Annotated in this window: 11 protein-coding genes; 5 read left to right on the plus strand and 6 right to left on the minus strand. The window is 60.8% G+C overall.

Translation table 11 applies throughout. The annotated features are described in order from the left end of the window. Positions 1-64 precede the first annotated feature (64 nt). Positions 65-1003, minus strand: a complete 939-nt coding sequence (locus QQJ98_RS05270; protein ID WP_284324278.1) for a GAF domain-containing protein — start codon at positions 1001-1003, stop codon at positions 65-67. A gap of 320 nt (positions 1004-1323) precedes the next feature. On the opposite strand from QQJ98_RS05270, the gene QQJ98_RS05275 reads away from it, so the two are divergent. Continuing rightward, positions 1324-2685 (plus strand): DUF1800 domain-containing protein, encoded by a 1362-nt coding sequence (locus QQJ98_RS05275; protein WP_284324279.1) that lies wholly within the window; start codon positions 1324-1326, stop codon positions 2683-2685. Between the two features lie 3 nt (positions 2686-2688). After that, on the plus strand, positions 2689-3891 hold the full coding sequence (locus QQJ98_RS05280; protein ID WP_284324280.1) for a DUF1501 domain-containing protein: 1203 nt from the start codon (positions 2689-2691) through the stop codon (positions 3889-3891). 84 nt (positions 3892-3975) lie between these two features. Here QQJ98_RS05280 and QQJ98_RS05285 read toward each other — a convergent pair whose 3' ends face one another. From QQJ98_RS05285 to QQJ98_RS05305, 5 genes are read right to left on the minus strand one after another with little or no spacing between them, the layout of a single operon-like run. Next, the gene (locus tag QQJ98_RS05285) at positions 3976-5175 is read right to left on the minus strand and encodes a glycosyltransferase family 61 protein (protein ID WP_284324281.1); all 1200 of its coding nucleotides are present in this window, start codon (positions 5173-5175) and stop codon (positions 3976-3978) included. A 54-nt stretch (positions 5176-5229) separates the two neighbouring features. Next, complete coding sequence (locus QQJ98_RS05290) at positions 5230-7482, minus strand: glycosyltransferase family 2 protein (protein ID WP_284324282.1); 2253 nt, start codon at positions 7480-7482, stop codon at positions 5230-5232. A 10-nt stretch (positions 7483-7492) separates the two neighbouring features. Beyond that, positions 7493-8557: a GSCFA domain-containing protein gene (locus tag QQJ98_RS05295; protein ID WP_284324283.1), complete on the minus strand. Its 1065-nt coding sequence runs from the start codon at positions 8555-8557 to the stop codon at positions 7493-7495. 9 nt (positions 8558-8566) lie between these two features. Beyond that, positions 8567-9355, minus strand: coding sequence for a hypothetical protein (locus tag QQJ98_RS05300; protein ID WP_284324284.1), 789 nt, complete (start codon positions 9353-9355; stop codon positions 8567-8569). Continuing rightward, the gene (locus tag QQJ98_RS05305) at positions 9355-10413 is read right to left on the minus strand and encodes a hypothetical protein (RefSeq protein WP_284324285.1); all 1059 of its coding nucleotides are present in this window, start codon (positions 10411-10413) and stop codon (positions 9355-9357) included. Before QQJ98_RS05305 ends, QQJ98_RS05300 begins: the two co-directional genes overlap by 1 nt. Before the next feature lie 380 nt (positions 10414-10793). On the opposite strand from QQJ98_RS05305, the gene QQJ98_RS05310 reads away from it, so the two are divergent. The 3 genes from QQJ98_RS05310 to QQJ98_RS05320 all read left to right on the plus strand — a co-directional run bounded on the left by QQJ98_RS05310 (position 10794) and on the right by QQJ98_RS05320 (position 13943). After that, entirely contained in the window at positions 10794-11600 is an 807-nt protein-coding gene (locus tag QQJ98_RS05310; protein WP_284324286.1) for a class I SAM-dependent methyltransferase, read from the plus strand. 10 nt (positions 11601-11610) lie between these two features. Then, the gene (locus QQJ98_RS05315; RefSeq protein WP_284324287.1) at positions 11611-12894 is read left to right on the plus strand and encodes a glycosyltransferase family 61 protein; all 1284 of its coding nucleotides are present in this window, start codon (positions 11611-11613) and stop codon (positions 12892-12894) included. A gap of 158 nt (positions 12895-13052) precedes the next feature. After that, positions 13053-13943 carry a siderophore ABC transporter substrate-binding protein gene (locus tag QQJ98_RS05320; protein ID WP_284324288.1) on the plus strand — a complete coding sequence of 297 codons (891 nt, stop codon included), beginning with the start codon at positions 13053-13055 and terminating at the stop codon, positions 13941-13943. The last annotated feature ends 3 nt before the right edge of the window (positions 13944-13946 follow it).

Genomic DNA, 13946 nt, shown 5'->3' on the forward strand with positions numbered 1-13946 from the left:
AGAGTTGTCGCAGGGTTGCGACAGGTCAGCCGAAAACCTGCGGCAACGGGCGGCGAAGGCGGGGTCAGATCAGACGGGGGCCAAGCTTGCGGTGGAAGGTGGCGCGGCTTATGCCCAGATCGCGGGCGGCTGCCGAGACGTTGCCGCCTGCACGCGCAAGGGCGCGCATCAGCACGGCGCGCTCGCCATCCTCTAGCGTTTCATGCTCGAATTGGCCCAGCACGTCGGCGGCGGGGCGAGGTTGGCGGGACAGGTCGCCAGACAGACCCAATTGATGCCGGGCAGCGCGGGTGGCGCCGATCACCAGATCGTCGCTGTCGACCGCAAGCAGCCCGCGATCGCCCGGCACGAGAACCATGCGGGCAGTGGGGAAGGCATCGCGGAAGGCTTGGGCTTCGATCTTTTGCGCGGTTTCGGTCACGGATTGGCTGATCAGCGTCATAAAACCTGCGGTCAGATCATTGCGGGCCGAGGACACATCCAGCACGCCCGCGAGCTTGCCTTGCGGACCGTAGATCGGCGCGCTCATGCAGCTGAGAATGGTGTTGCGGGCGAAGAAATGCTGGTCGCGGTGGATGGTCACGACGCGCTCTTCGACCAGACAAGTGCCGATGCCATTGGTGCCTTGCTGGGCCTCGGACCAATGGGTGCCGGGCCACAGACCCCAATCCGAGAACACAGGATCATCGACAGCAGCACCGCGGCGTTCCAGCGGGATGCCATCGAGATCGGCCAGCAGCACGCAGCAACCGACTGCCCCCACGGCCTGAAACAGCCGATCAAGGTTCGGGGCTGCGGCGCGTAACAAAGGGGCCATGCGGTCGCGGGCAAGGCTGAGTTCCTGCGCGGTCATGCGGTCCGGACGGCTGGGGCGGGTCGGGTCCAGCCCGTGCAGGTGGGCAGAGCGGCTCCACGAGGCGACAACGGGGGAACGCGCGGCCTCGCCACGGGCAAGCGCGGTTTCTATGGTGGTCAGATGGTTTTCGGTGGCGCGCGGCAGCATCGGCGATACTCCGGGTCGGGGGTGAGGTTCAGAGTATGTCGCTTGCCGCGCTTATTTCAAGCCTGCCGAGATTGGATAGGCGTGTTCACACCACAACGGTGTTGGGCCATTTGGGTGGCGGCTTGGCAGGGATCATCGGTTGTCTTGGGGATGATCGGCAGGCGGAAAGGCGCTTTCCGGCCAATACTTCGGCTATAGCCTTGCATATAGACGCAAAAAGCCGCGATCGGTTGTGGTAATCTGTGGCGACATTCCTATTTAGGCAGCACAGGTTAAAGACAGATGGCGAGAAAGCCCCTGCACAGCGGAGACCGATCCTGATGGCCAGCCGTGCCACCCTTGCTGCGACTCGTTTTGGCTATGGCCTGCCGCTGCCCGCCACTGCGCCGGATGGACCAGCCGAGATGCTTGAACGGCTGGGCGGGCCGGATGCGGCAGCGGCGCAGTGGCCGATTGCCGGGCATGCGCCATTTCTGGCGATACTGGCCGAAATGCGTGCCGCGCGCATGGCGGTGAAAGACCGTAAAGACCCTGCATTTGTTGCCGGGCAAGAGGTGCTGAAGCAGCAAGCTTTGCAACTTGCCCAAAATGCCGAAGTGCAGACCATTGTGCGCGCGGCGATCAGCCCTGACAGTCTGCGCGAGCGGCTGGTGGCGTTTTGGGCGGACCATTTCTCGGTGGTGGCGGCGCGCAAGATCGAAGCCATTCTGCCGTTTGCGATGATAGAAGACGCGGTGCGGCCCAATCTGAGCCTGCCTTTCGGCGAGATGCTGGTGGCGGTGTCGCTGCATCCGGCCATGCTGATCTATCTGGATCAATCGAGCTCTATCGGGCCCAAGTCGCGGCTGGGCAGCAAGCAGGGCAAGGGCCTGAACGAAAACCTTGCGCGCGAGGTGATCGAGTTGCACAGCCTTGGCGTTGGTGCGGCCTATAGCCAAGCCGATGTGACAGAGCTTGCGCGGCTGCTGACCGGGGTGACGGTGGGGCCGAAAGGTGAGATGATTTTCGATGACCGCAAGGCCGAGCCGGGTCCGAAAACCGTGCTGGGCAAGACTTATGCGGCGGGTGGGTTGGACGATGTGCGCGCGGCGCTGCGCGATCTGGCGCTGCACGACGGCACGGCGCAGCATCTGGCGCACAAGCTGGTGGTGCATTTTGTCTCGGACACACCCGATGCCGATTTGGTGGCGTCGGTGGCGGCGGCCTATGCGGCATCAGGCGGCGATCTGATGGTGACTTATACAGCGCTGCTGGATCATCCGGCGGCATGGGTTGAAGCGACGGCGAAGGCCCGGCAGCCGTTTGATTTTCTGGTGGCTTCGGTGCGGGCGCTTGGGGTCTCGGATCAGGCTATGCAGGCGCTGCCGTATAAGCAATTTCGCACCTATTTTCTGGCGGCAATGGCGACGCTGGGTCAGCCGTTCAAGCGACCGCTGGGGCCGAATGGCTTTCCTGAAGAGGCCGAGGAATGGATCACGCCGCAGGGTTTGGCGCGACGGATCACTTGGGCAATGCAGGTGCCGCAACGGCTGGTGGACCCGTTGCCTGATCCGGTGGCGATGGCAGAAAGCTGTCTGGCGGATCGGGCCAGCGCAGGTTTGCTGTGGGCGGCGGCGCGGGCGGAAGATCGAACGCAAGGCGTGGGGCTGGTGCTGGCCTCGGCCGAATTTAACCGGAGATAGCGGATGGATCGTCGCGGATTTTTGCGCGGGTTGGGGGTACTGGGATGCTCGGTTGCGGCGCATCCTTTGCTGACCACGGTGACGCTGGCGGGCGCGGATGGCGGGCGGCTGCTGGGCGATCAGCGCTTGGTGGTGCTGATCCTGCGCGGGGCGATGGATGGGCTGGATGTGGTGCAGCCGCAGGGCGATGCTGATTACGCAAGCCTGCGCCCGACGATGTTCAATCCAAGCGCGCATGATCTGGATGGGTTTTTCAAGCTGCATCCGGCGATGGGCGATCTCATGCCGTTGTGGCAAGCCGGAGAATTGGGCTTTGTGCATGCCACCTCGTCGCCCTACCGCGACAAGCGCAGCCATTTTGAGGGTCAGGATATGCTGGAGGCTGGCACCGGAATGGATGTGCCGCTGACGCAGGTGAATGATGGTTGGCTGAACCGCTTGCTGCAAAGCCAAAGCGGGTTGACCTCGGAGACCGCCTATTCCGTGGGCCAAGTGGCCATGCCCCTGCTGGAAGGTGTGGCCGAGGTGCGCAACTGGTCGCCCGAGACAACGCTGCTGCTGTCACCGCAAGCGCGTTTGCTGTTTGAGCGCGTCTATCACGACGACCCGCTGTTTCAGGCGGCAGCGCTAGAGGCGATGGAGTTGGCCGATGCGGGTGACATTGGCATGATGGCGCAGGCCCCGTTGTTGGTGAAGGGCGTCAAGCTGGATGATGTTGAGCAACTGGTGGATTATGCGGCTGGAAAGCTGCGGCAGGATGCCCGGATCGCGGCATTTTCGCTGTCGGGCTGGGACACGCATCGCCAGCAGGCCGATGGCTTGCCGCGATCGCTGACGCGGTTGCAGCATGCGATTTTGCGGCTGAAAACCGGTCTTGGGGCTGATGTCTGGGGCAAGACTGTGGTGCTGGCAATGACCGAATTTGGCCGCACCGCGCGGGAAAACGGCACCGCTGGCACCGACCATGGCACAGGTGGCATGATGGTGATGGCCGGTGGTGCGTTGCGTGGCGGCAAGGTTTACGGCGATTGGCCGGGGCTGTCAGAGGCGGCGCTGTATGATCGCCGCGATCTGATGCCGACCTCGGATGTGCGGGCCTGGGCGGCGCATGCGATGCGCGGCATGTATGGGATTGAGCGCGGCGTTTTGGAGGCATCTGTATTCCCCGGCCTGCGCATGGGCGCAGATCCGGGGATTTTGCTTTAGGCGGTTTGGCATGCAACGCAAGCCGTCGGCTGGGCGCGGGCGATTCTCGCGCGACAATCGGTTCTAGATGCGTGCGAACTCTGCCTAGTCGCGGGTCTGGCTTTTGCGGGCCATGCGACGCTCGTTAAGTTTTTCGGGTGCTGGCTCTGGCACTGGAACTGCGTTGAAGCTGTGTTTCTTGCCGGGCATCTTTTCCTCGATCCCCTGCATCGCAGCCGCTGCGCGCGCAGCAGACAAGGCGCGCCAAGAGACGCCCGCGGGCACAAAGCCATTACGGCTGAGCTGTTTTCCCAAACGGGCAAAGTCGAGCTCGCCATAGGAAAAGTTGTCGGCGTGCTTGCGATCAGAGCGGACCCAGTTGTGGGTGATCGTATCCAGAACCAACGGGCGCTGCCCCGTAAAGCCGCGCAGATGTCGCACGATGCCATCTGGTGCGGGGCCAGAACGACGTTTGATCAAGGCGACGCGCTGTTCAGGTGTGCCAGCCATTGCAAACAGATGCAGCGCAGAGCCATCCAGCCCGACCACCTGCTTTGCGGCTTTGTAGCGGGCGATTTGATCTGTCAGTGAATGATTTTGCGGGTGAAACACTTCGTAACCGTTTTCGGCGAGATAGCGTTCGAGCCGCATTTCACCCAAAATGCCGCCCAGCGACACGTCCAGTTCCGAGCGTGAAATATACAGCCGCTCACCGCCTTCGGGTTGCACTTGGATGGCAAAATTTTTCTGGATATAGGCGCGGAATGGGTCGGTGCCGCCCCCCAAGGGACCGATGCCAAAGCCCTGACCGGGGACTTCAAGATGTTCAAACCGCGTCGGTTTGGTCAGCACTTTGATCGGCAGAGTGATGCCCAGAAGGTCAAAGAACAGGCGCTGAAAGCCCTTAAGCTCGGCCGCCTGATCGGCCCCGGTCATCGGGCCTTCCGGGATAAACACGATGCCATCAAGCTGGCCTTGCACGTGATCCAAGGCCCAAAGCCGCCCGGTGCTTTCGATCAGAAAATGGCCGAAATGATTCAGCAGCTTGCCCCCCCACAGCCAGCGGCCCGGTTGATATTCGGGGGTTTCGGGCATCGGCGGCGGCACCATCATCGCGCGACCACGCCACAGCACACCTTCAGGAACATAGCCGCCATCGGCGTCAAAGATGCCCGAGCTGTGCACCAGATAACCCCGCTGCAGGTGATTCACGACGGCGTTTGGCACCGATTTGATTGCGGTGGACCAGCCGCCTGTCGGATCGGGCGGCAAGGTTGCATCGTTCAGATCAAGCATTGCAGCCATACTCCTTGTCGCAAAAAACGGGGTCGCAAAAAATCGGGTCGCTTGGAACTGCAGTCAATGGCTGGCCTCGCCTGCATGTTCGACGGTGAAGAAGAAATCGGCGGGCAGGTTCGGGTTTAAAGCCACCTCATCCGGGATCACATCGGGGCCAAGCGCAAACACCGCCGAGCCAAACACATGCTGCATGTTGCACAGGCGGCGCATGCGTTCGCTGGTCAGTTCGGCATAAAAGGTTTTATGCGCATCCTGCGTCAGAAGTTCGGCGATTTTCTCGCGGTGTTTGGCCACTGAATATTCCTGCGCCGCACGGATTTCAGGATCGACCAGCAGGCGATCCATCTCAGCCTGAAACAGTGGCAGGCGGGTTTGGATCGAGGTGTCACGATCCTGATTATGGCTCATCCGAAACCAGTAGTTGCGGCCTTGGTCACGATCCACATGGTTGACCCGGCCCCGGTCACGCTTGACCAGAAAGCTTTCGACCGAGCGCACGGCATAGTGGTTCAGCTGCACCCAATCATAGCCATAGGTGGCAAGGGTAGAGCGCCAGCCGTTTCGCAAAACCGATTGCGGCATCGGACGACCTGAACCGTTCAACCAGCGGATTTGGTCCCAATGTTCGGGTTGCAGACCCTTGGGGCGATGCACGCCAAATTTGCGAAAAATGTCATTGTTGCGGAACAGGGTCTTGAAGCCCCAGGCCTGATGCGGCTTGCGGATGATCTCGGGCGCGCAGCGGTCAAACTGCGCAATGATGGGTTTGTCTTCGTAATCGACCACGCCAGAATCGCCGAACAGCCGCCATGTCATGCTGATCATGTTGGCGTCGCCCATCGCGGTATAAAGCGTGCGCAGAGTGCCGTCGCCGAGTTTGATATTGATGAATTCATCGCAATCCATGCAAATCGACCAATCGGCGTTCTGCATGATCGCCTCGCCTTCCGATGCTTGCAGGGCAGAATATTGCGGGTTGGTGACATCGCCCTGCCGCCACGGATTGGCGCGGTGTTCGCAGATGCCCTTGGCTTGCAGCAATTGCAGGAAGGTGTCGGTGCCGTCGGTGCAATCATTCGTATAGACCAGAAAATCGGTCACACCAATGGCGCGGTGATAGGCGATCCACTCCAGCAGGAACGGGCCTTCATTCTTCATCGTGGTGACGATCATCGTGCGCAGGTTTTGCGGCGATTTTGCTGCGACGGCTTTAAGTTCCGTCACCGGCACCCGCACCGGATTGTGCGCGAAGGGGCCGGTGGCGAGGGCAAGCAAAGCCGCATCTTCGATGATCGCGGTTTTTGGCACCAGTTTTGCCGTGGATTCGCCCGGCACCCTGATCGCCATGGCGCGGTAGAACGGGGCTGTGGGCAATCGGTCCATATGGGCGTCGGCAATGCGGATCATCCGCCATGCCCGGTTGAGGCCGGCTTTTTGCGGCGCCACGCCCCAGCGTGTAACGCTGCGGGCGGCGTCGAATTGGCGGCATATATGATCGCCAAAGCTGGCACCCGCATTGCCTTTGACGCGCCACGGATAGGTCAGCATGCCCGCAAGTGCGATCACACCGCCGTCGGTTTCGCGGCACAGATCAAAGGCGTTGGGGCCATCTGGCGCAAGAATATCGCTGGCATCCAGCGCCAACACCGCGCGGGCTTCGGACAAAAACCGCCATTTGGCGAGCTCGTACAGCAAAGGTTCGCCCAACGGTGCGCGCCAGCGGTCGGGGTCTGGTTTGGTCATCCGGGCTTTGCCGGGGGCGGCGGGGGCTTGGTAAAGGTGGTTCTGTGCGACTTCATCCGGTTTGCCCAAGGGCAGCGGGCTGCTCAGGATGACGACGGTAAGATCATGGCCCGCAAGCTTTTGCGCCAGATCATCGGCAAAGGCTTGCGATGGTTCGGGCGCGCGGTTGAGGATCAGCGCGGCTTGTGCTGCGTGGTGGCGGGCGTGATAGATCAGCCCCTCGGCCAGTTGGGCTGCGGTCTCATCAATCCGGCTGGAAAGCAGGGTGTTTTTGCCCGCGAATAACTCGGGTTCTGCCTGCACCGGCGCGGCCTTTAGCACGCCGCCTGCCGCCAAAGCCAAGGGCCCCGGCCCGGTGGTGGTGATCAGCACAGTGCCCGAGATTTCGGCAATGCTTTCAATGACCGCACAGCCCAGACGCGCCTCGGTGGTGAACGCCGCGCGTTGAGTGCCTGCGCCAAAGATGTACCGCAACCGCTCGTCCGCGGTTTGCACACAATCAAGCAAGCGCGGGATGCCGGGCAGGCCGAGCTCTTGCGCGGACAGGCTGCGCTGCAAAATCACTGGCATTGCGCCGCCTTTATGCGCCTTTGCCCGCACGTCGCCGTTCCTTGCGTTCTTCACGATTAGCACGTTTTTCTTGCCGTTCGGCCTTGGTCATTGAGGCTGGGGCGTCTTCGGTGGCGGGCGCACCGCCCAGATGGGCAGCGGTGATCACCGCCATCACCCGCGCGACGCCTGCTTCGGTGACAGAGCGTAGGTTGGGCTCGAAAAACGCGGCCCCGGCTTTGCTGGAGGTGACGATTTCATAGGATGGGAAATAATCAACCTCGGGGAAGTCGGCGTAAAGTTCGCCCGTGCAGGCGCGCAGCACCGATTTGGAATAGGTGGTGGCAGCCAGCACATGCGCATCGGAAGCAGTGGCGGTCAACGGCACCGGGGAAACGGTGAGCAACACCCGCAGGTTGGGGTTCAGGGCCTTTAGCCGGGTCAGGGCGGCGACCAGATCGGCGCGAACTTCGGCCAGACGGAAATTCACAAAGCCGTGGATCTTGTCATCAAACTTGCCCGCGATGGTGCCGGGGGCCGTCGGGTAAACTTGGCCAGAGGGTTTGTGGAACCACGCTTCGGTCAGGCCAAGTGTAAAGATGAACACATCTGCCGCGGTGAACACCGCGCGCACTTTTGCCAGATGCTCGGCGCGGGCGGTGCGCACGTCAGCTTCGGACGCGAAGCCGTTCGGTTCGATATTCGGGCGCAGGGCGTCGTAAAAGCGGCCATCCTTCTGCCAGATCGCATCAAAGGCCGGCGCATCACCCCAAGCTTCGTCCAGCAGCTGGCGCAGCTGACGGGTGGTATAGATATTGCCGTAGCGCGCGGAATACATGCCGTAGCCGTAGGTGGTCAGATCATCTGCGGGGATATGGCTGGGCGCGGGTTCACCGTCTTGCACGTTGAAGCCATTTTTACGCAGGGCGCGGCCAACATGCTGGGCAAAGCACGAACCTGCGGTGACGATTTTATCGTCTTTCGACAGCGCCCATTTGGCGCGGTAGATGTCGGCTGGCGGATAGTCGGTTTCGGCGTAACCCGTGCGCCAATAGGCCCGCGCGCCAAGACCCTGATATGGTGATGTGCGTTCCATCTTAACCCCTTACGATAACTGTGCTTGCAACGACTGGCGCACAAGCGGCCAGATCGTCTGCCCGAAGGCTGCGTTCATATGCGCGGCATCGGTGCCGCCCCCCTCGCCCGAAATCAGCCGCGAGGCGTCTTTGTTATAGGCCGCCGCCGTCATGATACCGTCTTGCACCGTTTCAGGTGGCTGCGGCAGCAATGTGGCATAGGGGGCCAAAGCGGCCGTGACCGTCTGCTGGAAAGCCGCGCCGATTTGGGGCGCGTCGCCTGATGTGATGGCTTTGTCCCAGCCGTAATCGGCGGTGCCTTCCTGACCGTGGCGAATCCACGCTGCCCAATGCGGTTCGGCCATTGCGACAACCGGGCGACCGGTGACGGATTTCAGCATAGCGGCCATATCAACAAGGCGGGTGGAACTGTACCGCTCTGTCAGAAATTCCTCCATGAATTTGGGATGCACGAGGGTTTTTTCAGCATCAGGGGCAAGGCCAACCCAAGCATGGGTTTTGTAGAACCGCAGGATGCGTTTGACGCTGACATTCAGGCCGACAAGAAAAAAACCGTCGTAATCGGCAAGGGTGATTTTATCTTGCCCGCCGGACATGCGCTGAAAATGCTCGGCAATGTCTTTGCGTTTCGGGACGATGCAGCCATCTTCCAGTTTGATATGCCGCATGCCGTCGCTGGGTGCGCCGAAAAAAGTTGGCTTCACTTCCGCCCAAGCTGCGGGATCGGCGGCAAGCAAGGCATCCCAGCCAAGCTTTAGCGCCGCGATATGCGAATTGCCGATGACACAGACCCGCATCAGGAAAACGCCTCTAGCAGTTCATCTTCACACATGACTTTCGCGCCCTTGGCTCTGCCCTCTTTGCCAGCGCCATCCTTGGACTTGCCTTTGGCACGGTCGGCCTTGCGTTGGGCGCGATCACGCTTTTCGCGGGGCGGCGCGTCGATGGGCGCGGGAATACCCATTTCCGCATCCTCCATCACCTGCACCGCTGGGGCTGCTGCGACGGCATCCAGCAGATCACCGCCCGCCATCAAAGTTTGCACGACCGGACCAAGGCGCGCATCGGCATCGGGTTGCGCCATGCGGGCCAAAAGCTGGTCAAGGATGGAGTCATAGATCACGTCCGCAAAGCTGGCTGCACAATGCGCAGCCAAGCCGCGCAGTTGCGCCTGATCCCCGAGCGCCGCCAGACCCTGCACCGGAGAGGCGACGACCAGACGGATCACAAGGCTTGGCGACAGCGCCTTGAGCGCGGCATGAAGCGCTGCGAAATCCAGCGTCATTGTTTCCGCATTGTAAACGACAGGCTCTAACTTGCAGCCGCGTGGCAGCTTGGCCCCAGCGGGCAGCGCAGGATAGGCAGTGCCGTCGGAAGCATCAATAAACCCGGTCGCTGTTCGCAGTGGCAGCACCAGCGTCGTGACCCCCTGCAGCAGCTTTAGCACGCAAGCCAAATGGGCGGCGCGGTAGCTTGCCAGTTCGGCCTTGGAGGCGAAACCATAGGGTTCGATCGCGGGACGAAAGCCGTCGATGAAGCTGCCATCCGCCGCCGTCCAGACCGCGTTCTTGGGCAGGGCGCCCCCCGTCGCGGCCTGCACCAGTTGCAGGATCTGTCGCAAATCTCCCAAGGTGCCGCAGCGGGCTGATGCATAGCCAAACTGAAAGCGGGCCGCCAAAGTTTCGTTGATTTGCTTGGGAGCAGGCTCTACCTCGGCCACCGATATCCCTGCGGCGCGCAGCAAGGCCATCACCGACCAAGTGCCATCGCCGCCCAGAACGCCAATTGCAGGAAGGCCCGCATCTTTGCGGGGCCGACGTGAAGCCGCTTCTGGCTGTCCGTGATCCTCAACCATGCCCGTACCCGTTACTGCTTGTTATTTTTCCTATAGACTACTGGTCCTGCCGCGATTGCGAAAGCGATTTTTGCCAAGTTTGCTTATCTTAGCGCGCCCTGTGACCCAAGCCGCAGCCATGCAACCCTACCGCGCGCCATGGGCAAAACCAGACGCCTTTTGAGGATTTAACCACAGGCGTCTTAGCGCCTGGCTAACAAATTCGGTGGGATTGTCTGGATCAGGCCCAGAGATCACGCCCAAACTCTGTTGCAAAAACGGAAACAGAGTGCGAAAGCTTTAGTGTCCGAAAAATAAGCCAAAAGCCGCGTGACACTGGCCAGAGCAGCCATGATCCTTGTTCCGCTGCCGTTGGCGACAACTATAAGTGACAATAGAGCATGGGTGATGAGACACTTCCGAACCGCGCCGAAGCTGACGGTGTAAAGACCGAAGCGACGCCGTTTCGCCGCAATTTGGGTCAACGCTACACCGAGTTTGTCGATGGTTTGCATCAGGCGATGGCGTTTGACTGGTATCTTGAGATCGGCTGCCGTGCCGGGCGGTCTTTTGCGCCGGTGCTCGGCAAGACCATCGCGGTTGACCCCTATTTCAAGGCAGAGGTCAATATCATTGGCAGCAAGCCCAAGCTGTTGATCTTTCAGCAAACCAGTGATGACTTCTTTGCCGATAACTTTCTTAAAAAGCTGGGTATTCAGCTGTCGTATTCCTTCCTCGACGGCATGCATCTGTTTGAGTATCTGCTGCGCGACTTCATCAATACCGAGGCCAATAGTCACCCCAAAGGCGTGATTGCGATGCATGATTGCCTGCCGTTTGGGCATCGCCAGTTGACCCGCGATCTAGACAATCTGCCGCGTGGGCCGTGGACGGGCGATGTCTGGAAGCTGCTGCCGATCCTGCAACGCTACCGCCCCGATCTGAAACTGACGGTGCTGACCTGCCGCCCGACCGGATTGGTGTTTGTGACCAATCTTGATCCGGCGAATACGGTGCTGCAAGACAACTACGACCAGATTTTGGCCGAATGGCTGAATCAGGATATGCTGGAATACGGCTTGGACAAGTTTTACGCGATTTATGACCCGCTGGACCCGGAAGAATTCGCCGCTGCGGGCTATCCTATTTTCGCGGATGTGCGGTTGGACCCGGACGTGGTGCGCAAACCGACCAAAGTGACCAAGTAACGAGGGCTGAATGATGGTTGACCTCAACGACGCCACCCAAGCACCCAGCCCTGAAGGCGGGTGGTCGGCCAGCATCACCTCGGTGCCGGGGGCGGTGGTTGCGACGACCTTGTCGCAGGAAATGATCCAGCCGATGGGGGTGTTCGACGCCGAGGGCACCTATCTGCATCAAGGCGTGCTGTGGCGCGGGCGGCCGTTGATGACGGCACCGGAGTTGCCCGAAGTGCAAGAAGAGTTGCCGGGGCGCTGGATTTGGGGCGGGGTATTGCTGAACCATTTCGGGCATTTCCTGACCGAAACCACAGGGCGCTTGTGGGCGTTGGATGCGGTGCAGGGTGCTGTGGATGGCGTGGTTTTCGTCTCGAAACGCGACTCGGATGAAAGCAACAGCCCGGTGCTTTTGCAGAAATACCACCAGATGTTTTTTGATATGCTGGGGATGGATCTGCCAATCAAGATCATCACCAAGCCAACCCGGGTTGAGATGTTGGAGGTGCCGGGCCAAGGCTTTGGCATCGGCCCGATGGCCAGCGGCACCGCAGAATTCCGCAGCTTTATGAGCAAGCGGTTTGCCAAGGATGTGGCACCGGTTGGGGGTGAAAGGCTGTATATCTCACGCTCGGAACTGAGCGCCATTCGCGGAGGGATTCTGGAAGAGGTCCGGCTGGAGCGGCTGTTGGCGGCCTCTGGCTACGAGGTGTATCACCCGCAAAAGCACAGCCTGACCGATCAGATTGCGCGCTATAAGGCGGCGCGGCAGATCGTGGCGCTGGATGGCTCGGCGTTGCATTTGCTGGCGATGGCGGGGCCGATTGGCGCGCAGGTGGCGATGATCAAGCGGCGTGACAGCCATGCATCTGACAGCATTATCAATCACTTGGCAGCTTTCTTGCAGCGTGCGCCGGTGGTGGTGGATGTGATCTTGCAGGATTGGATCAGATCAGACCGAAAACGCGCGGATCGTTTTTCGGTGGGCGAGTTGGATTTTGCCAGCCTTGGCGCGAAACTGGTCGAGGCCGGTTTTATCCCCGATGCCGCTGATTGGCAGACCCTGACCGAAGCCGAGGCGATGGCCGCGATCAAGGCGATTGAGGCGCAGCTGAAAAAGGGCAAGCTGACGTTCAGCCCGGTGCCGCGCAAGGGCGGCAAACCGCAGCGCCCGACGGAACCGAAAGCGCCCGCAGCCGCGAAGGCCGAGCCAGAGCGTCGCGCCCGCCGAATGGCGCAACGCGCCGCAGAAGCCAGCGCCGAACCAACTGAGCGGCGTAAACGGCGGATGGAGCAGAACCGCTAACAGCGCGGGCCGTTTTAAGATCGCGCACCGCTACACTTGCGCGTTCGCGGTGTTGTTTTTTTCCGATTTCCGACTGGATTCCCCGACTTGGGACGGGTAGTCTAAGCCCTATCGCTCAGCCAGTTCTCAGCCAGATGCGCCAGTTTTCGGAGACGCAGATGCTGAAGAAACTGCAATGCGCCGCTTGGGCGGCTTTGATTGTCCTGAACGCCGCGCCAAGCTTTGCGCAGCAAGTGACGATCACCACGGCAACAGGCCAAGTGACGCTGCCCGCACACCCAAAGACAATTGCTGTGCTGGATATTGCCGCACTGGATACCTTGACCGCATTGGGGGTGAAGGCGGCAGGCGTGCCGGACAAGCTTTACGTCGATTACCTCAATGCACCTGATGCAACGGTGGTAGGCACCTTGTTCGAGCCGGATTTTGAAGCTCTGGCCAATCTGAACCCGGATCTTATCGTGGCAGGTGGCCGCTCTTCGACACAAGTGGCGGCTTTGACGGAAGTGGCCCCGACCATCGACATGACGATCTGGCAGGATGTGATCGGCGAGGCGCAAGCACGCATTGCGGCTTATGGTGCGCTTTTTGGTAAAGAGGCCGAGGCTGAAACCATGACTGCCGCGCTGAACGACAAGATCGAAGCGGTGCGCACAGCGGCGGGCGGCAAGGGCGCGGCGCTGATCCTGATGGTGAACGGGCCGAAAGTGGCGGCCTATGGCAAAGGGTCTAGATTTGGCTGGTTGCATACGGCGCTGGATATTCCTGAGGCCAAGCCGAACCTAGACCCGCAAATCCATGGCGACGCCGTGTCATTCGAGTTTATCGCCGAAGTGAACCCGGATTGGCTGATCGTGGTGGATCGCTCGGCCGCGATTGGCGAGCCTGCTTCGGCGGCAACGCTGGACAATCCGCTGGTGTTGGCGACCAAGGCGGGGGCATCAGGGCAGATCATCACACTTTCGTCGCCACCGGTTTATGTGGCGGGCGGTGGTTATACCTCATTGATGCGGACGCTGGATGAGCTTCTGGCGGGTTTTGGCGGCTAATCG

The sequence above is a fragment of the Cypionkella aquatica genome, from assembly GCF_030161095.1.
In the GTDB taxonomy this organism is placed as follows: domain Bacteria; phylum Pseudomonadota; class Alphaproteobacteria; order Rhodobacterales; family Rhodobacteraceae; genus Cypionkella; species Cypionkella aquatica.

Bases quoted from the DNA above. Each gene is read 5' to 3' on its own strand.
- QQJ98_RS05295 (WP_284324283.1), bottom strand. From the start codon at position 8,557: ATGGAACGCACATCACCATATCAGGGTCTTGGCGCGCGGGCCTATTGG.
- QQJ98_RS05285 (WP_284324281.1), bottom strand. From the start codon at position 5,175: ATGGCTGCAATGCTTGATCTGAACGATGCAACCTTGCCGCCCGATCCG.
- QQJ98_RS05320 (WP_284324288.1), top strand. From the start codon at position 13,053: ATGCTGAAGAAACTGCAATGCGCCGCTTGGGCGGCTTTGATTGTCCTG.
- QQJ98_RS05300 (WP_284324284.1), bottom strand. From the start codon at position 9,355: ATGCGGGTCTGTGTCATCGGCAATTCGCATATCGCGGCGCTAAAGCTT.
- QQJ98_RS05290 (WP_284324282.1), bottom strand. From the start codon at position 7,482: ATGCCAGTGATTTTGCAGCGCAGCCTGTCCGCGCAAGAGCTCGGCCTG.
- QQJ98_RS05275 (WP_284324279.1), top strand. From the start codon at position 1,324: ATGGCCAGCCGTGCCACCCTTGCTGCGACTCGTTTTGGCTATGGCCTG.
- QQJ98_RS05305 (WP_284324285.1), bottom strand. From the start codon at position 10,413: ATGGTTGAGGATCACGGACAGCCAGAAGCGGCTTCACGTCGGCCCCGC.
- QQJ98_RS05280 (WP_284324280.1), top strand. From the start codon at position 2,689: ATGGATCGTCGCGGATTTTTGCGCGGGTTGGGGGTACTGGGATGCTCG.
- QQJ98_RS05310 (WP_284324286.1), top strand. From the start codon at position 10,794: ATGGGTGATGAGACACTTCCGAACCGCGCCGAAGCTGACGGTGTAAAG.
- QQJ98_RS05270 (WP_284324278.1), bottom strand. From the start codon at position 1,003: ATGCTGCCGCGCGCCACCGAAAACCATCTGACCACCATAGAAACCGCG.
- QQJ98_RS05315 (WP_284324287.1), top strand. From the start codon at position 11,611: ATGATGGTTGACCTCAACGACGCCACCCAAGCACCCAGCCCTGAAGGC.